We start from the raw sequence: 22,421 nt of genomic DNA on the forward strand, positions 1-22,421 counted from the left end.
GGCGCAACGGGCGCTGTGGTACGATACCGAAAGAGGCCAGAGGGAGGCATTCGGTTGGCAGTTCGTTGGGAACCTATCGTGAGAGATCCGGCATCCATGGCCCGCAGGGGGCGCCTCCACACGCCCCACGGCGTGATCGAGACGCCCGTCTTCATGCCGGTGGGCACCCAGGCCACGGTGAAGACCCTCAACCCCGAAGAGGTCTGGGATCTGGGCGCACGGATCATCCTGAGCAATACGTACCATCTTTACTTACGCCCGGGCCACGATCTGGTGCGGGAGGCGGGCGGGCTGCACCGCTTCATGAACTGGAATGGCGCCATCCTCACCGACTCGGGCGGCTTTCAGATTTTCTCCCTCGCCGATCTGCGCAAGATTACCGAGGAGGGCGTCCACTTCCGGTCGCACATCGATGGCAGCGCGCACTTCCTCACCCCCGAAAAGGTGATGGAGATCGAGAACGCCCTGGGCGCCGACATCATCATGGCCCTGGACGAGTGCACGCCGTGGCCGTGCGACTACGAGTACGCCCTGCGCTCGCTGGAGCGCACCACCCGCTGGGCGGCGCGCTGCAAGGCGGCCCATGCCCGTCCCGACAGCCAGGCGCTCTTCGGCATCGTCCAGGGCTCCACGTACGCTGACCTGCGGCGGCGGTCGGCGGAGGAGATCGTGGCGCTGGACTTCCCCGGCTACGCCGTCGGCGGCCTTTCGGTGGGGGAGCCCAAGGAGCTCATGCACGAGATGCTGGAGGTGCAGGTGCCGCTCCTGCCCGCGGACAAGCCCCGCTACCTGATGGGCGTGGGTTCGCCGGAGGATCTGGTGGAGGGCGTCTGGCGCGGCATCGACATGTTCGACTGCGTCCTGCCTACCCGCATCGCCCGGCACGGGACCGTTTTCCTGCCCGACGGCAAGCTGACGGTGCGGAACGCCGAGTTCGCCCGGGACTTCGAGCCCATCCAGGAGGGCTGCGACTGCTACGCCTGCCGCAACTTCAGCCGGGCGTACATCCGCCACCTGTTCAAGGCGGAGGAGATGCTGGGCCTCCGGCTCTGCTCCATCCACAACCTGCGCTTCCTGGTGCGCCTGATGGAGGAGATCCGGGCCGCCATCGAGCAGGGCCGCTTCGCCCAGTACCGCCGGGAGTTCCTCACCCGCTGGCACGAGGGCGAGGCCGCCCGCAGGCAGGCGGACAAGGCCGGGCCCGCTGAGCCGGCGCTGCCCGAGAACCGCTGACCTGTACCGCCGTCCCGTACAGCCCCGCACAAGGAGGAGTTCTGCTTGGCTGTTGAGTACCGCGTCGCCACCCGCGCCGATGTGAACGCGCTCCTGCCCCTCGTGGAGGCCTTCGCCCGGGAGCAGCACGCCCAGGTGGGGGTGCACGAGCTGGCCGAAGGGTTCATGCAGTTCGCCAAGTCCTCGCTGGCCCAGGCGGTGGAGCATCCGGCCGCCGTGGTGATGGTGGCGGAGGAGCAGGGGGCCATCGTGGGATACGCCATCGGCATGCTGCAGGAGCCGCCCGCCATCTTCCGGCCGGAGCTGTACACCTACATCTCCGACCTCTACGTTCTGCCTGACCGCCGCCGGCAGGGAATCGGCACCGGGCTGGTGGAGCGGGTGAGGGGCTGGGGCTACCTGAAGGGGGCCTTTTCCCTCTCGATGATCGTGCCCCCCGGCAGTCCGGCGGTCGGCCTGGGCGAGAAACTGGGACTGCGCCCGATTCAGGTGATGATGTACGCACCCGGCCGCGCGTAGGGGCTTGCCGCTCGCCCACGACCCGGGCGTTTGGTGCGAACGATGACTGTACAGGCGTCGGGTTTCTGTGTATAGTCACATCCATGAGACAGTAAGGAGGAAGATGCATTGGCGGAGTTCATATCTCAATGGGGTCTCCTGATTCTGCTGTTCGTGCTCATGTATTTCATGATGATCCGCCCGCAACAGCAGCAGCAGAAGAAGCGGCAGGAAATGCTCAACTCCCTCAAGGTCGGCGATGAGATCATCACCATCGGCGGCCTGCACGGCGTAATCCAGGCCATCGATGACGCCAACAGCACCATCCGCGTGAAGGTGGCCTCCAACGTGGAACTCACCTTCAGCCGCAGCGCGGTGGGCAGCGTGAAGCGCGGCGAGTAGCCCTCCGCCTTACCCCCGCACGCCCGACTCGAGGCCCCCGATCCCTTATTCCGTCGGTCTCCAGCACAATCGATGTCGAAACGGCCCGGCCTGGTGAAAAGGCCGGGCCTCGGTTTACAGACATAGGCGCCAATTCTATATGTTGACCCCGATCAGGCACATACGGTAGAATGGGTGATACAATCGACTGAAATAGCTGGATAGTCAGATAAAATTGGTCTGGATGGCCACCGTTCCGACAATCGGCCGTCCGGATGGAGAGGGGGGGCGCCAGTGAGCCTGGCCGTGCGTGAGTACCTGAGCGCAGCAGTTGCCCCGGAGGTGGTGGCCCATCACCTGCAGGGCGTGCTGAGCCATCGGGAGCTGGAAGTTGCTCAACTGGCCCTGGCGGGCCTGCCGACCACTGAGGTGGCGCGCCGACTTTTCGTGACGGTGAACACCGTGAAAACGCACATCCGGCACATCCTGCGCAAGACGGGCGCACACTCCCGGCACGACCTCCTCCGGAGGGTCGTGGAGGCGGAAGCCCTCGGGCGGCCGGTACGGATCGGGAGAACCGACGCCCCGCGGCAGGGTGCGCCGGGCGTGCAGGATGCTGCTGAGCCACGCGGCGGCTTACCGGACGCGGCGAAGTCCGGCTGTGCCCCGGCAGCGCAGGACGCCCGGCGGGAGCAGGGGACGCCCGGGCGGAAGGCCGCGGTGGAGCAGGGGAGCCGGCGTCCGACCGCCGCCGGGCAGCAGCGGATGCCCGCAGTGCAGCTCGCCCCCTCGGACCGGGATGAGCCGGATAAGCAGGCCGCAGGGGCGCAGGCCGTTGCAACCCAAGCGCCGGTCGCACCGGATTCGCAGGTCGCACCGGATCCGCAGGGGGCATCCGGGCTCCGGACGGCCCCGGCGCGGGAGTCGGCCCCGGCCCGGCCAGGAGGGCCCGTCGCGCCCGAGCCGGCAGGGGGTTCCGACCGGCGCCTCGTGGCGCAGAGGCCCGCGTCGGACCGCCTCCTACCCGCCCGCGACGCGGTGACCGGCCTCCTTACCCGGGCGGCGTTCCGGCAGCGGGCGGCCGAGGTGGTGGACTCGCTGCCCTCGCCGGGACTCTCGGTGGTGTGGCTCGAGGTGGAGGGGCGCCTGCTCCTGCCCGCCCCCGACCGGGTGGCGGCCGACCTGGCGGTGGCCCAGGCGCTCGCCGAGACGGTGCGGACCCCCGACCTGGCCTTCCGCTGGTCGGACTCGGAGTTCCTGGCCCTGCTCCCGGGCACGGACCGGGAGATCGCCCGGGCGGTGACGATGCGCCTTGCCCTCGCGCTCGGCCAGTGGGCCAGCGCCAGCGGCTGCGACCTGCTCTTCTCCCTGGCCTCCGCCAGCTCTGCGGAGGGCATCACGTCGCCGGAGGCGCTGGTGGCGGCGGCGCAGCAGCGGATTGGGATGTGCTTGAAGGATATCGCGTAGAGGGCCGGAGCCTGCGCATGAGGCAGAGGACCGGGGCCGATGCGGAAAAGAGGGCGCAGCCGGAGCCCACGGGCCGGGAGAGCGCGGAAGGACAGACATACGCGTGCAACGAGCCGGGTGCAACTCACAGCACCCGGCTCGTATTGCCCGCGCTGTCGCAGGTGTAGAGCGCCCGCTCCCCGTCGTGCACGGTCTCCAGGTGCACCGGCCGTCCCCAGATGTGCTGAACGTGCTGGAGGGCGTGGGTGAGGTGGGTCACGTCCAGCTCGACCCCGTCGTAGCCGTGGCGCAGGAAGAGCTCGCCCCGGCCGCGGTAGTTGTCGTCTTCGGCGTAGATGCGGGGCAGTCCGCAGTTCTCCAGCTGCCTGAGGAGCGTGTCCCGCACCGCGGTCCAGTCGGTGTCCTGAGTCTCCCACCCGTCCCCCTCCCGGGCGTAGATCTGCAGGTCGAGCTCTGCGCACAGCTCCGGGGTGAGGTAGTTGCGCACCAGCGACACGTCGGTCTCCACGCTGCGGACCTCGAAGAGCCGCTCCCGTCCGTACCGGGCCTCGATCGACTCCAGCAGGGCGTAGCCCAGACGGTACGGGTTGAGCTGGGCCGGGTTCGGCGCGAGCACCGCGGCGTGGAGCCGGGCGAACTCCACCGCCTCGGCGGGCGTGAGCTCCAGCTGCCGCATGATGCGGGCGTGCCAGAGCGACGCCCAGCCCTCGTTCAGGATCTTCGTCTCCATCTGCGGCCGGAAGTAGAGCGCCTCCTCCCGGAGGCTGGCCAGGATGTCCCGCTGCCAGTCGGCCAGGTCGGCGGCGCGCTCCAGCAGGAAGCGGGGCAGGTCGGAGCGGGGGTCGGGCCGGGTACCGGGGAACGGGTCCACCTGTTCCGCCACGGCCATGGCGGCGTCCAGGAAGCGTTCCACCACGTCCCGTCCGTACCGCTGCTCGTACTGGCGCACCCGGTCGGCGAAGGCGCTCATGGTGTCGACCATCTTCCGGTTGGTCCCCCGGAAGCGCCAGTTGTGTTTGAAGAAGTCGGAGTGGCCCAGCACGTGGGCGACCACCATGCGGTTCTCCAGGAAGGTGTTCGACTCCAGCAGGAAGGCATAGCACGGGTCGGAGTTGATCACCAGCTCGTAGATGCGGGCCAGGCCCAGATCGGCCTGGCTTTTCAGCAGGTAGTAGGCCTTGCCGAAGGACCAGTGGGAGAAGCGGGTGGGCATCCCATACGCCCCGAAGGCGTAGAGCACCTCGGCGGGGCAGATCTCGAACCGCATCGTGAAGAAGTCGAGGCCGTGCGCCCGGGCCAGGGCCATGATCTCCTCGATCGCGGCCTCCAGGCGCTTCAGGTCAGCGGCGGGCAGGGCCCGCCCGGTCGCGCTGTCCGTCATTCTAGCCAGCCCTCCCTTCATCCCGTCCAGGCCGGAAGAAGGCCCGCAGCGCAGCGTACACGTCGGTGCGGTGCTTGATCTGCACCGCCACGAACCGGGGGTGGGCGACCTCCTGCTGGAACAGGTTGAAGAGGGTGTGGGGCTGGTAATAGGGCGCGGCCTGGTACTGGGGCTGCGTTTCGATCTGGCCGTAGCCCACCAGGTTGCAGCGCTCCAGCAACCGCCGGATCAGGGCGACCGCCCGGGGGTTGTCGGAGATCAGGTTGTCGCCGTCGGAGAAGTGGAAGGCGTAGAGGTTGTGCTGGTCCGGCGGGTACTGCCGGTCGATGAGCTGCAGCGCGTACTCGTAGGCCGAGGAGCAGCGGGTACCGCCGGCCTCGCCCTTCGTGAAGAACGCCTCCTCCGTCACTTCCTTCGCGTCGGTGGTATGGGCGATGAAGTGCACCCGCACGCTCCGGTACCGGGTGCGGAGGAAGCGCACCATCCAGAAGCAGAGGCTGCGGGCGACGTACTTCTCGGTGGGCCCCATGGAGCCGGAGGTGTCCATCATCACCAGCAGCACGGCGTCAGCCTGCGGGCGCTCGGCCACGTCCCAGGTCTTGTAGCGCAGGTCCTCCCGGCGGATCCCCGCCAGGGGCGGCCGGCCGGCCATCCGGTTGCGCTTGATCGCCTCCAGCAGCGTGCGCTTCTTGTCAATGTTCGACTGGAGCCCCCGGGGCCGCACGTCGCGCCACTCGTAATGCCTGGCGGTCAGGTCGGGCTGCTGCCTGGGCTCCAGGTGGGGGAGTTCCAGTTCGGCGAAGAGGATCTCCTCCAGGTCCTCCACGGCGAAGTCGGTCTCGAACCAGTCCTCGCCCGGCTCGTCCCCGGCCCCGCCGCCTAACGCCCCCACTCCGGCCGCCCCCGGGCGGCCGCTCTCGCCCTGCCCGTTCCCGGCGGCCGCGGCAGCCTCGCCCACCCGGTTCTGCTTCCGCCAGTCCAGCCGGAAGCGGTACTCCCTCAGCACCCGGATGGGCAGCCGCACCACTTTCCCGCCGCCCTCAGCGATGATCGACTCGTCGCTCACGATCTCGGCCAGGTTGGCCCGGATCGCCTCCCGGATGCGCTGAAGGTGCCGCTCCTGGTCCAGGCGCCCCCGCTGGTAGAGCGACCAGTCCTCCCGGGAGATCCAGAAGTCTGTCTCCGCCACGGACCGTCCCCCCTAGCGGCTGAGCAGGGAGCCCGCGTAGTGCAGAAGTTCGGCCGCGCAGGAGGGGCAGTAGCCGTGCTGCCGGATCAGCCGGTCCATCACTTCGCTCACCCGCCGCTGCTGGCTCGCGTCGGGATGGTGGGCGGAGGTGGTGATCTTGACCACATCCCGGAGATTCGCGAACAGCTTCTTCTCGATGGCCTCGCGCAGCCGCTCGTGAGAGGTGTAGTCAAAGGGGACGCCCCGGCGGGCATAGGTGGAGAGCCGGATCATGATCTCCTCGCGGAAGGCCTTCTTGGCATTCTCGGAGACGCCGATCTGCTCCTCGATGGACCGCATCAGCTGCTCGTCCGGCTCGCGCGGCTCGTCGGTGACCGGGTCGCGCAGCGGGTGGTTGTTGCAGTAGGCCTCGACGTTGTCGAGGTAGTTGCTGAGCAGGCTGCGGGCGGAGTCCTCGAACGAGTCGACAAGCGCCTTCTGCACCTCGCGCTTGGCGATCTCGTCGTACTCCTGCTTCGCCGTGCCGATGAGGGTGAGCAGGCGTTCCTTTTCCTCGGGGGTGATGGAGGGGTGCTGGTCGAGCCCGTCCTTCAGCGAGCGGAGCACGTCCAGGGCGGTGATGCAGGCTTTGTGGCTGTTCTCGCCCTTCTGGATGATGGCTGAGGAGATGCGGTTGATCACGTACCGGGGGTCGACGCCGCTCATCCCCTCGACGCCCTCAAACTCCCGCCGGAGCTCCTCCACGTCCGCCGGCCCGAAGCCCTCGACCTCGGCGCCGTCGTAGAGGCGGAGCTTCTTTACCAGGTCGACCCCGGCCCGCTTCGACTCCTTCAGCCGGCTGAGGACCGAGAAGAAGGCGGCGGCGTAGAGGGCGTGGGGGGCGATGTGCACGTGGCCCGTGTCGGCCTGGCGCACCAGTTTCTCGTAGATGCGCACCTCGTCGGAGACTTTTAGATTGTAGGGGACGGGGATGACGATGATGCGGCTCTGCAGCGCCTCGTTCCGCTTGTTGGCGATGAAGGCCCGGTACTCGCTTTCGTTGGTGTGGGCGACGATCATCTCGTCGGCGGAGATGAGGGCAAACCGGCCGGCCTTGAAGTTCCCCTCCTGGCTGAGGCTCAGGAGGTGATACAGGAACTTCTCATCGAGCTTCAGCATCTCCTGAAACTCCATGATGCCGCGGTTGGCCTTGTTCAGCTCGCCGTCGAACCGGTAGGCCCGGGGGTCAGACTCGGAGCCGTACTCGCCGATGGTGGCGAAGTCGACGGAGCCGGTGAGGTCAGCGATGTCCTGCGACTTGGGGTCAGACGGGCTGAAGGTGCCGATGCCCACCCGGTCGGCCTCGGACAGCAGCACCCGCACCACGGGGACGGCCTCGATCCGCCCGCCGTACTCCTCCTTCACCATCAGGCGGCAGTGGGGGCAGAGGTCGCCCTCGATGACCACGCCGAGCTCCCGCTCCACCTCGGGCCGCAGTTCCCGGGGGATCAGGTGGAGCGGCTCCTCGTGCATCGGGCAGCCGCGGATGGCGTAGACGGCGCCCTCGGGGGTGCGGCTGTAAGCCTCGAGCCCCCGCTTCAGGAGGGAGACGAGGGTGGACTTGCCGCCGCTCACCGGGCCCATGAGCAGCAGGATGCGCTTGCGCACGTCCAGGCGCCTGGCGGCCGGGTGCAGGTAGTCCTCCATCAGGCGCTCCAGGGCCCGCTCGAGGCCGAACAGCTCCTGTTCAAAGAACCGGTACCGTCGGACGCCGTTCACCTCCTCGACGCCGTGGGAGATGATCATGTTGTAAATGCGGGCGTGTGCGAACTGGGTGACCGACGGGTTGCGCGCCACCAGCTCCAGATAGTCGGCGAAGGTGCCCTCCCAGCGGAGGGACTCCTCGCTCATCCGGTGCTCCTCGATCCGCTTGAGCAGCGCGTTCATCTGCGCTCCACCTCCTGGGATGAGTTATTCCCAGGGGCACAATCGTCGAAACATACCGCCTAGTGGGTGATCAGCGACGACCGTGTGAACATTTCAGGTCTCACACACGTTGTAGGGAGTAGAGAAGGGGAGTACCCAAGGAGAGGTGGTTGCGATGGCAGCGAGCGCTGCGCCGCTGGATCCTCTGGCCTATGTGCAGACAGCTTCGGTGGTTTCCCACATCCTGCAGACCCGGTGCGACAGCTACCTGAAGCGCACGTTCGGGCTCAGCTGGCCGGGGTTCACGGTGCTCCGGACCCTCCGCCAGTCGGGGCCGACGTCGGCCAAGCGGCTCACGGCCGCCCTGGCCTGCACGCACAGCAACATCACCGGCATCGTCGACCGCCTGGAGCGCGATGGCTGGGTGAGGCGCACCCGGTCCACCCGCGACCGCCGGGTGATCTACCTGGAGCTCACCGAGAAGGGGGAAAAGCTCGGCGAGGTGGAGGAGGGGCTGCACCAGTTCCTCGTGCAGTCGCTGGGACCCTGGTTCGGCGACGTGCACCCGCTGTTCGAGCGGCTCCAGTCGCTGGAGGCGCTGGCGGCCGGTCAGGGGGAGGAGCAGAAGGAGGAATAGGCATACATAAGGAGGGTCCAGCGGTGGGGGCTGGACCCTCTTCTTCACTGATCAGGGGGAGCCCCTCGAGGATGAGGCTCCCCCTTTCTGGATGAGACCGATCACGACAGGTATCCCCGATCCACGCCGGCGCTCGCCAGCTCCCGGGAGAGGTACTGCAGGCCGTTGCGCAGCCGGCTTTTCACGGTGCCCAGCGGCAGGTTCAGCTCCTCGGCGATGTCCTTGTAGGAATACCCCTCCAGCAGCCGCAGGCTCAGCACGGAGTTGTAGTGCGCGGGCAGTCGCTGCAGAGCGGACAGCAGCGCTTCCACGAACATCTTGCGCTCCAGTTCGTCTTCGGGTCCGGGTGCGGGATCAAGGAGATCTTCGCCCAGCAGCGCGACGTTCTGGCTCCGCTGGCTGCGCAGGACATCGAGTGCGGCGTTGCGGGTGACCTTGTAGAGCCAGGCGCGCAACTGGCCGGTCGGCTCGAGGGATTCCATGTGACACCACGCCTTGTACAGGGCGTCCTGGCAGACCTCTTCGGCGGTGAAGGTGTCACCCAGGAGCCGGTTCGCGTAGGAGAGCAGCGATCCCCCCATCGCTTCCATCAAACGCCCCAGTGCCTCGTCGTCGTTGGCGTTGGGCCGTTCCCACAACTCGACACCTTCGCGCATGGTTCCTTAACCCCTCCCCCTGTACGGACCATGAATGAATGACTATTCAATGTCGGCTCAACCGTATGTTTTCGACCAGAGGATATGACCCCGGCTCCGTAATCATAGCACCGTTTTGTAAGCACAAACAAGGGTGATTGTTCAGTCGTTTACTCCACATGCTATCCACCGAGCAGACGCTTCGGGGTGATGGTTCTTGCACGAGTTGGTTGTACGGCCGTGCACTACAGACTTCGCACAATCGCCAAGAAAATATGTCCTTACAAATGCCCTGCGTGAACATTTCAGGCTGATTATACGTTAGGAAAGATAGAGAAAAGTAATGGGGGTGAGTCGTCTGAGCCGGGTAGATGTGGAGGCGCTGGAGCGCATCGCACTGCTGCGGAGGCTCGCCAGCAGGCTCGAGCAGCAGTGCGAGCGGTTCCTGCGGTACGAGTACGGACTGAGCTGGCCCCAGTTCCAGGTGCTCCGGGAGCTCTCGGTTGACAAGCCGACACTGCTGCAGCAGGTGAACGACGCGGTGTACTGCACCCGTGGCAACCTGGCGGCCATCATCGATCGGCTGGAGCGCGATGGCTGGCTGCGGCGCTTCCGGCTACAGGGAGACCGCCGGGTGGTCATGCTGGGCCTTACCGAGAAGGGGGCGCAGGTGGTCCAGATCGCCGCGGAGCTGCGCGAGCGGATGGAAGAGTGGCTGAAGCCTGTGTGGGATGACGTGCAGGAGATCCACATGCACCTCGAGGCGCTGCTGCAGGACATTACGGACCCGCTCGGGTCCCGTGTGAACATGGCCGAGGACGACTCCCTGGTGGCTGCCGGCTGAAGGGCAGACACCAACGGAAGAAAGGCGGACCAGGGTCACTGACCCCGGTCCGCCATCTTCTTTTTTATCCTGCGTATATTCAGTTCAGTTCCAGGGGCCTGAGCCGGCGGGCGGCCAGGTCCACCACCGCTTCGGGGGTTCCGCCGTCTTCGTCCAGCGAGGCGGTGCCCACCGCGGCGTTCACCCACATGTCCTTGAGGCGCACCCAGCGCTGCAGCTTGCGGATGAGCCGCTCCGCCACCTGATGTGCGCAGGCCCGGTCGCTGCCGGGCAACACGAGGAGGTAGAGGTCGTTCCGCCACTTCACGAGGTGGTCCAGCTGCCGGATGGAGGTACTGAGCAGGTCCGTCACGGCGTCCTCGGGCGGGTCGACAGGTTTTTCCTGCTGGGTAAACTCCAGCTGCAGCAACACGACCGTGGTCTGTGCGCCCCCGCCTCGCCTTCCGGCGAGTTCTGTGAAGAGGCGCTCGAAGCTGGCGGGGAGCGACTTGGCAAAAGTGCGCTCGCCGGTGAGTGCCGCTCCGCGCTCCACCAGCTTGCGGTAGAGTTCCATGCGGCTGTGGGTCTTGGTCTTGCGGTAGAGGTTCCGCAGGTGGGTCTTCACGGTGTTTTCGGAGATGTACAGCGTCTGGGCAATCTGCTGGGTCGAGTAGCCGGCCACCACCAGGCGACCGACCTCCAGCTCGCGCTGGCTGAGGAGCGGTCCCCATACCTGCTCGAGGGTGGGAAGAGCAGATCCTCTGTGCGCCTCCTGGGTCCCCATGGTCTCTTTTGTTCCTCCTGTTCGCCACGCGGTAGTTCGGATGATTCGAGTGAAAGATCGCGCTTTCCTCCTCATTCGAGGGTGAGCGCAAAAATTCACTCGAACGGGTGAGCAGGTTGTGAAAATTGAGTTTTGAAGTGCTAGCGACTTGGCGCCGCGCACTGTCAGGGAAACGCTGCCGCCCTACAGCGATGCGGCGTGGCGGTACACCGTCCAGGAGGGGCACGCGCACTGCGTCCCTCGTTTTAGAGTAAACAGAATCACTCGCCAATTCACGCCCAAGGGTGAGGCGGGGATGTGCCATAATCTGCCTCGGACAGGAGGTGATGCCCGCTGAGACGCATGACCCGCAAGCGGCGGCTCAGGAAGAGGGCGATGCAGGCGCTCGGCCGCCGGGTGAAAGAGTCTGGTGGCAAGCTGCCCTTCCTCCTGATCCCGGTCACCATCGTCGTATCCAGCCTTGCGGCCGGGCATGTGACAGGAAGCACGCTCGCGCTGAGCCAGGATACCGACCGAGGGCCCAACGTCGAGTTCCGCACGCTCACCACGGATGAGGTGCTCCGCTTCACGTCGGGCCGGTTGAAGTTGCTTTCGCACCCGGCTGAGGAAACGGTGGGCAGCGAGATCCGACGCACCTTCCATGTCCTGAACATCAGCAACCGGCGGGTGAGCCTGAAGGCGGAGCTGACGGGGATCCCCTGGGCGACCGTGGAGCTCTCCCAGACCGAGATCGGCCCGGGAGAGGTAGCCGAAATCATCGTCCGGGGCACGTCCGGAGAGCCGGGGGACTACAAAGGCGAGCTCACCGTGTACGGCATGGGCGGTTTCCTGGAGCTGGCGCAGCAGTTTGCGATCCATGTACTCCCTGGGCCTGAGGAGGATGTCTGCGCCCCTGCCGATCTGGCGGGAGATCAGGGCCAGGACGGGGTTCCCGCCACAGACCAGCAGACGCCCGACGGCGAGGCCATCGAACGCGACGTCAACGGCGCCCAGGGCGAGTTGACCGACGTGGCCGATTCGGCCGTTCCGTCGCCGCAGGACGATCCGTGCAATCCGGTTGCCACCCAACCGGAGCCGATCAGCGAGTGCGTGCTGGCCCCCGACGCGGCCCTGCGGGAGGAGGACGTGGAGGAGCCCCTGCCGGGCTGCGATGCACCCACGTCGGAGCCCCCGGCGGTTCCGGAGGACGTACCGGCCGACATGCCGCGTGAGGATGACGCGCCGGGTTCGGACGAGCCTGATGACGGTGAGTCCACGGAGGACTCGGCTGGCGCCGGCGAGACGCCGGCCCAGGGTGAGCCGGACGATTCCCCTGACGACGCGGATTCCGAGGTGAGCCAAGATCCCGCCGAGGATCAGCTCGGTGATGACCCCGCGGACACAGGTTCCGGCGAGCCCGAAGGGGCCGGTAGGGAGACGTCTGATGGTGATGCCGCTGGCGATGGTGCCGACACCGACCACGGGACCGTGGATGGCGACGCCGCAACCGTAATCGAACCCACCAGCGGAACCACAACCGAGACCACCATCGAGCCCACCGAAGGGAACCTCCCTTTGTCGGGTGAGAACGACGCCGAGGTTGAGGAAAGCCAGACCGGTGTCATCGCCGGACCCGCGCCGGAGCCCACCACAGACGAGATCTACCATGGGGGTTCAGGAGGGCAGGACACTTGAAACTCGTGAAACTCGCCGGGCGGTTCCTCAGCGGCGTACTGACCGCAGTGCTCGTGGTGGTCCTGGTAGCGACGGTGGCTCTCGCCATCAGCGCCCGCAGGTCGGCTGACGGCCTGCAGACCGTCCTGGGTTACAAGGTCCTGTCCGTCCTCAGCGGCTCCATGGAGCCGGCGATCAAGACGGGCGACGTGATCATCGTGGAGCCGCTCAAGTCCGACCAGGAGATTGCCGAGGGCGACGTGATCACGTTCCGGGCGCCCGATTCGCCTGACATGCTCATCACCCACCGGGTCGTCGGCATCGTCAGCGTCAACGGTGAGCCCGCAGCCTACGTGACCAAGGGCGACAACAACGACTCCATCGACCTCACGCCGGTCCAGCGGTCTCAGGTCGTCGGCATTCAGCGCTGGCGGATTCCCTATTACGGTTACCTTTCCAACTTCATGCGGCGGCCGCTCGGCATCATCCTCTGCGTCATCGCTCCGGGGTTGGTGCTGATCGGGATGGAGGTCCGCAAGATCATGCAGCTGGTGATGGAAGAAGAGAGGGCCCGGCAGTCCCGGGAGGAGCCCGCCGACGCCCAACCACGGGGTTAGTTACCTGCAGCCCCGCTGCAGTGAAAGGTTTGCCCGGCCACAACCGGGCAAGGACTCAAAGTCCTACCATTACCACACATGGAGGATGAGGCGGAATGAAGAAGATTGCGCTGTCCCTTGCCACCGTGGGTGCCCTGTCGGCTCTGATCACCGGCGCCAGCTTCGCTCTGTTCACGGCGGAGTCCGACAACGTGAACAACACCCTCTCGGCCGGTACCGTTGAACTGGGTGAGGTCACTTCCTTCAGCTGCGGTGTTTCTACTGACAACCTGGCTCCTGGCGACAGCGGCAGCTGCACGGTGTCGGTCACGTACGTGGGCAGCCTGGAGGCGTTCATCGGCGTCGAGTATGAGGTTGACGGTGAGCTGTTCGACGGCGACAACCCGCTGGCGATCAGCCTGTCCGGCGGCAACGAGGTCGACGGCCACTATGTCCTCGGCAAGTTCAGCGACGGCCAGACGGCCACGGTTACCGTGAACTACCAGTTCCCGATTGAGGCCGGCAACGAGTATCAGGGCGCGGAAGGCGAGATCGACCTCTTCTTCAAGGCTGTCCAGGCCCGGAACAACACCAAGCCCGACGGCAGCGGCCCGAGCAGCTGGAACTAGTCTCACGGCGTAACCCGCACGTATGTTTCGGTCCCCGCCGGGATTGCACTGCCCGGCGGGGACTGGGCTAGGAGGACCGCGCATGAACAAGAAACTCCTGATGGTTCTGGGCTCCACCGCCGCTGTTGCTGCTGTTTCCATCGGCGGCACCCTGGCGCTGTTCAGCGACGCCAAGAGCGCGACCGGCGACTTCGCGGCCGGCACGCTCTGCATCACCAGCGAGCGGAACGATGGCGACACGACCCCCGGTCCGATGTTCTACATCACGGCCGAGCAGGGACAGACTCCCGACGGTCTGCTGGGCACACTTCCGACCGGTGTGTGGGCCCCAGGCGATTCAGTGACCCGGACCCTCAACGTGTACAACCCCAGGAGTTGCAGCACCATGGACGCCTGGCTCACCGCCGTCTCGGCCCGGCTCACTGAGGGGATCCCCAACCAGTACGTGCAGATGGCTGATGAGCTGACCGTGGTCATCTCGACGCCCTACGGTGAGGGCAGTAACGCTCCGACCGTGACAGTGGCGGAAGCGCCCCTCAGGGACTTCCTCGATGGTCCCGTGCCGATTCGCTATCCAGATGGCAGCAAGATCAAAGTTCACCTCACCGGTACTCGGCAGATGCAGTTCAACGTTACCTTCAACCGCGACGCCGGCAACGAGTTCCAGGACAAGACGCTGGTTGTCGACTTCATCGTCCACGCCGAGCAGATGCGGAACAACCCGTAAACTACGACTCCCCCCGAGCCCCGGGTCAGACCACCCGGGGCTCGGGCTGGATGGCGTTTGCAACCCTACTCCCGAACTGACGGAGCTTATATTGTGTGTCCCGCGATTCGCTGGGAGCGAAAACCTGCGAATCCGGGGTAACAGAACCTCAGAAAGGGGGAGAGCCGCAACGTGATTCGCAGATGGGTGTTGGCGGTATCGCTGGTGTTGGTCACTGCACTGGCCGGCGCTGGCTTCACCTTGGCCTTGTTCTCGGATTCCACGAATGCGGGCAGCCAGCGGATCGTCGCCGGCACGGTGAGGATCGACGGGGACCGGGTCTACGACACTGTGCGGGGTCCCATGTTCTACATCGATGGTGCGACGGACGGGCTCAGCGACAGCGGAGAGGAGGGGCTCCGGCCGACCGGACTCTGGGCGCCGGGTGACGCCCATCACCGGGTCTTCCACGTCGAGAATGTGGGGTCTCTGGAAGCGAAGATCGTCTCGCTATCTGCTGCGCTCCAGTCCGGGGACGCGGAACTGGCCGACATCCTCGAAGTGAGGATCTACGACGGTGCGTACCTCGATGCCGATGGTGTTCCCACGGTTCCCGCCCCCACGCTGATCTACGAGGGTAAGCTCTCCGAGTTCTTTGGAAGCGGGGTCACCCTCGCTCAGCCGATACTGCTCGACCCCTATAACGAGGAGTGGGGTGGCGGCGGCGTGGCCGAGTTTGGCATCCTGGTTTCCTTCCCGCTGGATGCAGGCAACGACTACCAGGGCAAGTCCATCAAGGTCACGTTCAGCGCCTACGCCGAGCAGGCCAGGAACAACTAATGCAAGTCCAACAACCAAGCCTTCACGCAGGCCGTCGAGATGCCCGGACTCAGGAGTTGCGCCGCACACAGTCCCACGGGGGGCGTGCCTCTCTGTAAGGCGACAAAGGAGAGAGGGGGTCCTGCATGACGAACCGATTTGTGACGCGTGCTTTTCGCAGGTTGACCACACGCGCCGTCGGACTCAGCATGGCAGTCAGCGTGGGGCTTTCCGCCCTGCCGGCGATTGCGCAGGCGGAAGAGTTTACGCTCTCTGGGATTGAACCGATGGCGAGCTGCACGACCATGTTGGTCCGCGACCTAGACGAGCGGGGCGTTGACAAAACAGCCATGGCCAAGAAGATTGTCGGTGACGTTCCGCTGAAAGATGTCGACTACGTCGGCAAGAACAAGGGCGCAGGCGTGTTCTCGGGCGCAGCCGCCATCATCGGAATCGGCGAGGGTGCAGTGCTCACCAGCGGCAAAGCGAAGGATCTGATGAACGCTGTTAACGCCACGATGAACAACCAGAACAGCGCAAGCGGCGACAACGACCTTCGCCAGGCCCTGGGTGGTTCCACCACGAACGCCTCGGTGCTCAAGTTCAAGTTCAAGCCAAGCACTGACCAGTATGCGTTCCAGTTCGTGTTTGGATCCGAGGAGTACGGCAGGTATGCGTCCCTGCGAAAGAACGACGGGTTCATCTTCAACCTGAACGGCAACAATATTGCCACCATCGGCGGCAAGGTGGTCTCTGTCAACAACGTCAACAGCAACAGTAATGCATCTTATTACATCAACAACATAACCGCCAGGAAGTGCGTAACGCTTGACGGCTTCACTACTGTGGTAACGGTGACGGTCCCCGTTCGAGCCAACGAGTGGAACAGCGTCAAGATCGCCGTGGGCGACCGCGACAACTGGCAGTACGACTCGGCCGTCTTCATCTCCGGCGGTCCCGCCCAGCCGCAGGACAGTGACAACGATGGCATCCCGGACGACGTCGATAACTGCTCGCTGGTGCATAACCCCGAGCAAAGGGACCTCGACGGCGACGGCCTAGGCGACGCCTGCGACCAGGACTTCAACCCGCCTGGCTGGGAGAATGCAGAGCTGACGGTGCTGAAGCAGTGCGAGGCCGTCGAGATCCAGTGGCCCAGTGCGGGAACTGGCGCCACCTACGCGGTGTACGTGAATGGCGACCTGTGGGGGGAGACGTCGGCGCTGAGTGAGGCGGTCTCGCCACTCACACCCAACACGCCGCTGCTGATCGAGGTGAAGGCCCGAGACACTGCCAACCACTGGGCTTCCAGGATCCTGTCGGCCCAGGTCACTGTCGACCCCTGCGAGGTTCCCGACAACGAACCGCCGCAGTGGTCAGGGAACCAGATTCAGATCCTGGAGGTCTGCGGTGGTCCGGCCACCCTCTCCTGGAACGAGGCTACTGACCCGAGCGGTGTGAAATACCGGGTCTACCGTGACGGCGTGCTCGTGGGCGAGACCACGGAGACCTCCTATCAGTTCGCCGACCTTGCCCCCAACACGACATACAGCTTTGAGGTCCAGGCCGGCGATGACAAGGGCAACTGGACCGAGCCTGGACTCGTTCTCGTCTACACCACCTCAACGGCCGATCCGGCCGACCGCGTCCTGACCTGGATTGCCCCGAACGGCGACTATGCCGTGGCCGGGGAGGTATACAACATCCAGTTCCAGTGGGGCAGTCCCTGCGCCGGCTATGACCTCGACCGCACGGTTGTCGTGCGAGTGCGCAACGCCGCCGATAACCAGCTGATTGCCACCTTTGCCTATGGCAACCCGATCACGTATGCGGACGGGGTCTACACGGTGCCCCTCGACACCAGCAAGTGGGCGGCGCTGCGGAACGGCGGACGGGTGACGATCCAGGTCTACTTCAACACCAAGATCCGCGGCGTGACGCAGCTCGAGATCCGGTAGTTCCTCCTTGCACAAGTCCGCCGGGATTCCGGTTCCGGCGGACCTGACCGTCAAGCGGGGGAGCAACGTGACAGGAAGCACAAGAAGATGTTTCTCGCCCCTTCGAACCTTTCCACCCTCTCATTCGTGTTAAGGGTAAAACCCCAGCGAAAGGCGGCGAGAGAGATGCATGGTCGCGCAGCTAACCGAGGCCCGGCTCAGGTGCACGTACCCGCTTCCCTTGGAGTGTGGCTTCGGTACCAAGTTGAGTCCATCCCCCGCGTTGCGGCGAACAGCGGCCACTTTTCCGCTCGCTGCGCAGCTGCCTCGTTACGTCTGAAGCTCAATGCGGCGCTACGGGCGAACCTCATCGACGCCGCCACGGCCAGGGAGCTCAGCGAGATGCTGGACCAGGTCGGCCGGGCGGAGGAGACGGCGTAGCGGTTGTCCTGAGACCAGTGGCCACTCCCGGGTTGCTCCCGGGGGTGGCCTTGCTTGTTCCTGCGGGGACAAAGCAGGTAGTCGGGCCCGCGCGTCGAAACCTACCAAACATTTGGTAAGACGGCAATAGACTGAGGTGATCGACTTGCCCGAGTCCCGCGACGCCATCGCTGCCGCGCAGGAGCGGTGGCACAAGGAGGTCGCCGCCCCGAGCCTCGCCCGCTTCCCCGAGCGGCAGGCCGAGTTCACCACCAACTCGGGCCTGTCCGTCCAGCGGCTGTACACGCCGGCCGACGTGGAGGTGGACTACCTGCGCGACCTCGGCTTCCCCGGGGAGTACCCCTACACCCGGGGCGTGCAGCCCACCATGTACCGGGGCCGGCTCTGGACCATGCGCCAGTATGCTGGCTACGGCACCGCCGAGGAGACCAACGCCCGGTTCCGGTACCTGCTGGAGAACGGCCAGTCCGGCCTCTCCGTGGCCTTCGACCTGCCCACCCAGATCGGTTACGACTCCGATTCCCCCCTGGCCGAGGGGGAGGTGGGCAAGGTGGGGGTGGCCATCGACACCCTGGCCGATATGGAGACCCTTTTCGCCGGCATCCCCCTCGACCGGGTTTCCACGTCCATGACCATCAACGCCCCGGCCGCCGTCCTGCTGGCCATGTACATCGCCGTCGCCGAGAAGCAGGGCGTGAGTCCCGCGCGGCTCTCCGGCACCATCCAGAACGACATCCTGAAGGAGTACGCCGCCCGGGGCACCTACATCTTCCCGCCCGAGCCCTCCATGCGCCTCATTACCGACATCTTCGCCTACTGTGCCAGGGAAGTCCCCCGCTGGAACACCATCTCCATTTCCGGCTACCACATCCGCGAGGCCGGCTCCACCGCGGCCCAGGAGGTGGGCTTCACCCTGGCCAACGGCATCGCCTACGTGCAGGCCGCCCTCGCCGCCGGGCTCAAGGTGGACGAGTTTGCGCCCCAGCTCTCCTTCTTCTTCAATGCGCACAACGACTTCTTCGAGGAGGTCGCCAAGTTCCGGGCCGCACGGCGCCTCTGGGCGCGCATCATGCGGGAGCGGTTCCAGGCCAGGGACCCGCGCAGCTGGATGCTCCGCTTCCATACCCAGACCGGCGGCTCCACGCTCACGGCGCAGCAGCCCATGAACAACATCGTGCGGGTGACCCTGCAGGCTTTCGCCGCCGTCTGCGGTGGTACGCAGTCGCTGCACACCAACTCCTGGGACGAGGCCCTGGCCCTGCCCACCGAGGAGTCGGTGAGGGTCGCCCTGCGCACCCAGCAGATCATCGCCTACGAGAGCGGTGCTGCCAACACCGCGGACCCGCTGGCCGGCTCGTACTACGTGGAGCACCTCACGGGTGAGATCGAGCGGCAGGCCGCGGCCTACATCGCCAAGATCGACGAGATGGGCGGCGCCGTGAAGGCCATCGAGCGGGGCTACGTGCAGCGGGAGATCCAGGAGGCCGCCTACCAGTACCAGCGGCAGGTGGAGAGCGGCGAGCGGATCATCGTGGGCCTCAACAAGTTCCAGATGGAGGAGGTGCCGCCCGAGAACCTGCTCACCGTCGACCCGGCGGTGCAGGAGGCGCAGCGGCGCCGGCTGGCCGAGGTGAAGGCCCGCCGGGATCAGGCCGCCGTCGACCGTGCCCTGGCCGCCCTGCGCACGGCCGCCCAGGGCACGGCGAACCTGATGCCGCCGATCCTGGACGCGGTGCGGGCTTACGCCACGCTGCAGGAGATCTGCGACGTGCTGCGCGCCGTCTTCGGCGAGTACCGGCCCACGGAGGAGGTGTAGCGGGATGCGCCGGATTCGGGTACTCGTGGCCAAGCCCGGCCTCGACGGGCACGACCGGGGGGCCAAGGTGATCGCCCGAGCTTTCCGCGACGCCGGGTTCGAGGTGATCTACACCGGCCTGCGCCAGACCCCCGACCAGATCGCCGAGGCCGCCCTGCAGGAAGATGTGGACGTGGTGGCGCTCTCCATTCTCTCCGGCGCCCACAACACCCTCCTGCCCCGGACCGTGGAGGCCCTTCGGGCCCGGGGCCTGCACGACGTGCTGGTGGTGGCGGGGGGCATCATCCCGGCCCGGGACATCCCCGGGCTGAAAGCGGCTGGCATCGCCGAGGTGTTCACCCCCGGCACGCCCACGCAGGCGGCGATCGACTTCATCAACCAGCGGCTGCGGCCGGCCTGACCCGGCTGCACTTGCGGAGTGCGCTCCCCGGCCCGGACCGGAGGCCCGACCCGGCGGGGGCGTGTGCGATTTTCTTAGTACTCGGTTTTAGGATCTGGTCATAAGAAAGGTGACATGCTATGATGATGGGGATCGACCACATCGGCGTCGCCGTTCGCGACCTGAACGGTCAGATTGCCCTGTATCGGGACCGGCTGGGCCTAGCCTTCGAGGGCATCGAGGAGGTCCCCGCGCAGAAGGTGCGCGTCGCCTTCTTCCGCGCAGGTGAGACCCGCATCGAGCTGCTCGAGTCCACCGCGCCCGACGGGCCGATTGCCCGGCACATCGACCGGCGGGGGGAGGGGCTGCACCACGTGGCCTACCGGGTGGCCGACATCCGGGCCGCGATGGCCGAGGCCGTGGCGCAGGGGTTGCAGCTCATCGACCAGGAACCGCGCCCCGGCGCCCACGGCACCCTGGTCTGCTTTCTGCACCCCAGGTCGACGGGCGGCGTCCTGACCGAGCTGGTGCAGCACACGGCCTGACCGGCTCGAAACCGGAGGAGTGAGACGGAGCGTGAGCATGGAGGACCTGGTTGCGGAGCTCCAGGCCCGCGAGGCCCGCCTGCGCCTGGGCGGTGGGGAGAAGGCGCTGGCGAAGCGGCGGGAGCAGGGGAAGCTGACGGCCCGGGAGCGGCTGGACCTGCTGTTTGATCCCGGCTCCTTCGTGGAAATCGACCTGCACGTGCGCCACCGCGGGACGGAACTGGGCATGGACAGGCGGGAGACCCCCGCCGACGGGGTGATTACCGGTTTCGGCACCGTGCACGGGCGCACCGTCTATGCCTTCTCCCAGGACTTCACCGTGATGGGCGGGTCGCTGGGCGAGATGCACGCGCAGAAGATCGTGAAGGTGCAGAGAATGGCCCTGCAGGCGGGCTGTCCCATCGTGGGCATCCAGGACTCCGGCGGCGCCCGCATCCAGGAGCACATCGACGCCCTGAACGGCTACGGCCGGATCTTCTTCCACAACACCCTGGCCAGCGGCGTGATCCCGCAGATCTCAGTCATCATGGGGCCCTGCGCCGGCGGGGCGGTCTACTCGCCGGGTCTCACGGACTTCATCTTTATGGTTGATAAGACCAGCTACATGTACATCACGGGCCCCGAGGTCATCAAGGCCGTTACGGGGGAGACCACCAGCCACGAGGCCCTGGGCGGGGCGCAGGCGCACGCCGAGCGCTCCGGCGTCGCCCACTTCCGGGCGCCAGACGAGCACTCCTGCCTGGCGGCGGTGCGGCGGCTGCTCTCCTTCCTGCCGCCCAACAACGTGGACGACCCGCCGCCCGGCCCCTTCACCGACTCGCCCGACCGGGCGGAGGAGCGGCTCCTGCACATCGTCCCTGAGAACCCCAACAAGCCCTACGACGTGCGGGAGGTCATCGGGGCGGTGGTGGACGGCGGCGACTTCCTGGAAGTCCAGCCCGGCTGGGCCATGAACATGGTGGTGGGCTTTGCCCGGCTGGACGGGCACACCGTGGGCATCGTCGCCAACCAGGCCCGGGTGCTGGCCGGTTGCATCGACATCAACGCCTCCGACAAGGCGGCCCGGTTCATCCGGTTCTGCGACGCCTTCAACATCCCCGTCATCACCTTTGTCGACACCCCCGGCTACCTGCCGGGCACCGCCCAGGAGTACGGCGGCATCATCCGGCATGGGGCGAAGCTGCTCTACGCCTACTGTGAGGCCACCGTGCCCAAGCTGGTGGTCGTGCTGCGCAAGGCCTACGGCGGCGCCTACCTGGCCATGTGCGCCCAGTCGCTGGGGGCCGACTTCACCGTCGCCTGGCCCACGGCCGAGATCGCGGTGATGGGCGCTGACGGGGCCGCCAACATCCTCTTCAAGCCCGGTCCCGACGTGGAGGATCCCCAGGCAGCCCGGGCGGCCTGGATCGCCGAGTACAAGCAGAAGTTCAACACGCCCTACAACGCGGCCGGCCGGGGCTTCGTGGAGGCGGTCATCGACCCCCGCCAGACCCGACCGGTGCTCGTCCGGGCGCTCCGGGCCCTGGCGACGAAGCGGGAGACCCGCCCGCCCAAGAAGCACGGCAACTTCCCGGTGTAGGCGGCAGAAGGAGGTTACATTCGTGACGAGACGTTTTCGCGTGACCATCGGCGGCGTGACCTACAACGTGGACGTGGAGGAGCTCGCCCAGGAGATCGCCCCCGGGGCGATGCCCGTCGCGGCCGCACCCTACGCCGTGGCGCCGTCGCCCGCCGCCCTGCCTCCCGCCGCCGTTCCCGTGGTGCCTGGCGCCCCGGCCGGCGTCCCGGCGGCGCTCCCCCCTACCGGTGCGGTGACGCCGCCCGGGATGGCCACGCCCCCGGGCGTTGCGCCCGGCCATGCGGCCGCACCGCAGGTGGGGCTCGGCGTGGCCCCGGCGGCGGCCGGCCTCGCCGCAGCGACTCCCGCCGCCGCACCCCCCCCGGCGGGCTTGGCCGCGGCATCCCCG

21 protein-coding genes and 2 pseudogenes are annotated in these 22,421 nt (G+C 66.6%); 18 read left to right on the forward strand and 5 right to left on the reverse strand.

Annotated elements, in window-relative coordinates; genetic code table 11:
* The first annotated feature begins 54 nt into the window (after positions 1–54).
* From tgt to AB2385_RS12475, 4 genes are all read left to right on the forward strand, one after another.
* Positions 55–1,233: a tRNA guanosine(34) transglycosylase Tgt gene (tgt, locus tag AB2385_RS12460; RefSeq protein ID WP_367655337.1), complete on the forward strand. Its 1,179-nt coding sequence runs from the start codon at positions 55–57 to the stop codon at positions 1,231–1,233.
* A 45-nt stretch (positions 1,234–1,278) separates the two neighbouring features.
* Positions 1,279–1,752, forward strand: coding sequence for an N-acetyltransferase family protein (locus AB2385_RS12465; protein WP_367655338.1), 474 nt, complete (start codon positions 1,279–1,281; stop codon positions 1,750–1,752).
* 108 nt (positions 1,753–1,860) lie between these two features.
* The gene (yajC, locus tag AB2385_RS12470) at positions 1,861–2,133 is read left to right on the forward strand and encodes a preprotein translocase subunit YajC (RefSeq protein ID WP_367655339.1); all 273 of its coding nucleotides are present in this window, start codon (positions 1,861–1,863) and stop codon (positions 2,131–2,133) included.
* Between the two features lie 273 nt (positions 2,134–2,406).
* A complete protein-coding gene (locus AB2385_RS12475) occupies positions 2,407–3,579 on the forward strand; it encodes a LuxR C-terminal-related transcriptional regulator (protein ID WP_367655341.1) in 1,173 nt (390 codons plus the stop codon).
* A gap of 124 nt (positions 3,580–3,703) precedes the next feature.
* Here the strand turns inward: AB2385_RS12475 and AB2385_RS12480 are convergent, their stop codons facing one another.
* From AB2385_RS12480 to AB2385_RS12490, 3 genes are read right to left on the reverse strand one after another with little or no spacing between them, the layout of a single operon-like run.
* Positions 3,704–4,960 carry a SpoVR family protein gene (locus AB2385_RS12480; protein ID WP_367655342.1) on the reverse strand — a complete coding sequence of 419 codons (1,257 nt, stop codon included), beginning with the start codon at positions 4,958–4,960 and terminating at the stop codon, positions 3,704–3,706.
* Between the two features lies 1 nt (position 4,961).
* The gene (gene yhbH / locus AB2385_RS12485) at positions 4,962–6,149 is read right to left on the reverse strand and encodes a sporulation protein YhbH (RefSeq protein ID WP_367655343.1); all 1,188 of its coding nucleotides are present in this window, start codon (positions 6,147–6,149) and stop codon (positions 4,962–4,964) included.
* 12 nt (positions 6,150–6,161) lie between these two features.
* Positions 6,162–8,075, reverse strand: a complete 1,914-nt coding sequence (locus tag AB2385_RS12490) for a PrkA family serine protein kinase (protein WP_367655344.1) — start codon at positions 8,073–8,075, stop codon at positions 6,162–6,164.
* 154 nt (positions 8,076–8,229) lie between these two features.
* Here AB2385_RS12490 and AB2385_RS12495 point away from each other — a divergent pair, with 154 nt between their 5' ends.
* Complete coding sequence (locus AB2385_RS12495) at positions 8,230–8,691, forward strand: MarR family winged helix-turn-helix transcriptional regulator (protein WP_367655345.1); 462 nt, start codon at positions 8,230–8,232, stop codon at positions 8,689–8,691.
* Positions 8,692–8,792: 101 nt separating this feature from the next.
* On the opposite strand, the gene AB2385_RS12500 is transcribed toward AB2385_RS12495, so the two are convergent.
* Positions 8,793–9,347, reverse strand: coding sequence for an RNA polymerase sigma factor (locus AB2385_RS12500; RefSeq protein ID WP_367655346.1), 555 nt, complete (start codon positions 9,345–9,347; stop codon positions 8,793–8,795).
* 328 nt (positions 9,348–9,675) lie between these two features.
* Here AB2385_RS12500 and AB2385_RS12505 point away from each other — a divergent pair, with 328 nt between their 5' ends.
* Positions 9,676–10,170, forward strand: a complete 495-nt coding sequence (locus AB2385_RS12505) for a MarR family winged helix-turn-helix transcriptional regulator (protein ID WP_367655347.1) — start codon at positions 9,676–9,678, stop codon at positions 10,168–10,170.
* Positions 10,171–10,249: 79 nt separating this feature from the next.
* Here AB2385_RS12505 and AB2385_RS12510 read toward each other — a convergent pair whose 3' ends face one another.
* Positions 10,250–10,933, reverse strand: a complete 684-nt coding sequence (locus AB2385_RS12510) for a LuxR C-terminal-related transcriptional regulator (protein ID WP_367655348.1) — start codon at positions 10,931–10,933, stop codon at positions 10,250–10,252.
* Between the two features lie 375 nt (positions 10,934–11,308).
* Here AB2385_RS12510 and AB2385_RS12515 point away from each other — a divergent pair, with 375 nt between their 5' ends.
* The 12 genes and pseudogenes from AB2385_RS12515 to AB2385_RS12570 form a co-directional block, all read left to right on the forward strand.
* Positions 11,309–12,607 carry a hypothetical protein gene (locus AB2385_RS12515; protein WP_367655349.1) on the forward strand — a complete coding sequence of 433 codons (1,299 nt, stop codon included), beginning with the start codon at positions 11,309–11,311 and terminating at the stop codon, positions 12,605–12,607.
* Between the two features lie 5 nt (positions 12,608–12,612).
* Complete coding sequence (locus AB2385_RS12520) at positions 12,613–13,203, forward strand: signal peptidase I (RefSeq protein ID WP_367655357.1); 591 nt, start codon at positions 12,613–12,615, stop codon at positions 13,201–13,203.
* A gap of 95 nt (positions 13,204–13,298) precedes the next feature.
* Positions 13,299–13,811 carry a TasA family protein gene (locus AB2385_RS12525; protein ID WP_367655350.1) on the forward strand — a complete coding sequence of 171 codons (513 nt, stop codon included), beginning with the start codon at positions 13,299–13,301 and terminating at the stop codon, positions 13,809–13,811.
* Positions 13,812–13,893: 82 nt separating this feature from the next.
* Positions 13,894–14,538 (forward strand): SipW-dependent-type signal peptide-containing protein, encoded by a 645-nt coding sequence (locus tag AB2385_RS12530; RefSeq protein WP_367655351.1) that lies wholly within the window; start codon positions 13,894–13,896, stop codon positions 14,536–14,538.
* Between the two features lie 171 nt (positions 14,539–14,709).
* On the forward strand, positions 14,710–15,357 hold the full coding sequence (locus tag AB2385_RS12535) for a hypothetical protein (RefSeq protein ID WP_367655352.1): 648 nt from the start codon (positions 14,710–14,712) through the stop codon (positions 15,355–15,357).
* 329 nt (positions 15,358–15,686) lie between these two features.
* Positions 15,687–16,280, forward strand: a pseudogene (locus AB2385_RS12540) (choice-of-anchor L domain-containing protein); the annotation flags it as partial.
* A 27-nt stretch (positions 16,281–16,307) separates the two neighbouring features.
* Positions 16,308–17,294 (forward strand): annotated as a pseudogene (locus AB2385_RS12545) (thrombospondin type 3 repeat-containing protein); the annotation flags it as partial.
* A gap of 565 nt (positions 17,295–17,859) precedes the next feature.
* Positions 17,860–19,530 (forward strand): methylmalonyl-CoA mutase, encoded by a 1,671-nt coding sequence (locus tag AB2385_RS12550; protein ID WP_367655353.1) that lies wholly within the window; start codon positions 17,860–17,862, stop codon positions 19,528–19,530.
* Positions 19,531–19,534: 4 nt separating this feature from the next.
* Positions 19,535–19,930, forward strand: coding sequence for a cobalamin B12-binding domain-containing protein (locus AB2385_RS12555; RefSeq protein WP_367655354.1), 396 nt, complete (start codon positions 19,535–19,537; stop codon positions 19,928–19,930).
* Between the two features lie 119 nt (positions 19,931–20,049).
* Positions 20,050–20,454 carry a methylmalonyl-CoA epimerase gene (mce, locus tag AB2385_RS12560; RefSeq protein WP_367655355.1) on the forward strand — a complete coding sequence of 135 codons (405 nt, stop codon included), beginning with the start codon at positions 20,050–20,052 and terminating at the stop codon, positions 20,452–20,454.
* A gap of 37 nt (positions 20,455–20,491) precedes the next feature.
* A complete protein-coding gene (locus tag AB2385_RS12565; RefSeq protein WP_367655358.1) occupies positions 20,492–22,033 on the forward strand; it encodes an acyl-CoA carboxylase subunit beta in 1,542 nt (513 codons plus the stop codon).
* A 22-nt stretch (positions 22,034–22,055) separates the two neighbouring features.
* Positions 22,056–22,421 (forward strand): hypothetical protein (locus tag AB2385_RS12570; protein WP_367655356.1); only part of this gene is annotated, 366 nt, incomplete at its 3' end.

The organism is Symbiobacterium sp. (genome assembly GCF_040797425.1).
Lineage (GTDB): Bacteria > Bacillota > Sulfobacillia > Symbiobacteriales > Symbiobacteriaceae > Symbiobacterium.

Coding starts and splice junctions, on each gene's coding strand:
- AB2385_RS12480 (WP_367655342.1), bottom strand. CDS start 4,960: ATGACGGACAGCGCGACCGGGCGGGCCCTGCCCGCCGCTGACCTGAAG.
- AB2385_RS12515 (WP_367655349.1), top strand. CDS start 11,309: ATGCAGGCGCTCGGCCGCCGGGTGAAAGAGTCTGGTGGCAAGCTGCCC.
- mce (WP_367655355.1), top strand. CDS start 20,050: ATGATGATGGGGATCGACCACATCGGCGTCGCCGTTCGCGACCTGAAC.
- AB2385_RS12510 (WP_367655348.1), bottom strand. CDS start 10,933: ATGGGGACCCAGGAGGCGCACAGAGGATCTGCTCTTCCCACCCTCGAG.
- AB2385_RS12565 (WP_367655358.1), top strand. CDS start 20,492: ATGGAGGACCTGGTTGCGGAGCTCCAGGCCCGCGAGGCCCGCCTGCGC.
- AB2385_RS12490 (WP_367655344.1), bottom strand. CDS start 8,075: ATGAACGCGCTGCTCAAGCGGATCGAGGAGCACCGGATGAGCGAGGAG.
- AB2385_RS12555 (WP_367655354.1), top strand. CDS start 19,535: ATGCGCCGGATTCGGGTACTCGTGGCCAAGCCCGGCCTCGACGGGCAC.
- AB2385_RS12500 (WP_367655346.1), bottom strand. CDS start 9,347: ATGCGCGAAGGTGTCGAGTTGTGGGAACGGCCCAACGCCAACGACGAC.
- AB2385_RS12495 (WP_367655345.1), top strand. CDS start 8,230: ATGGCAGCGAGCGCTGCGCCGCTGGATCCTCTGGCCTATGTGCAGACA.
- AB2385_RS12525 (WP_367655350.1), top strand. CDS start 13,299: ATGAAGAAGATTGCGCTGTCCCTTGCCACCGTGGGTGCCCTGTCGGCT.
- AB2385_RS12530 (WP_367655351.1), top strand. CDS start 13,894: ATGAACAAGAAACTCCTGATGGTTCTGGGCTCCACCGCCGCTGTTGCT.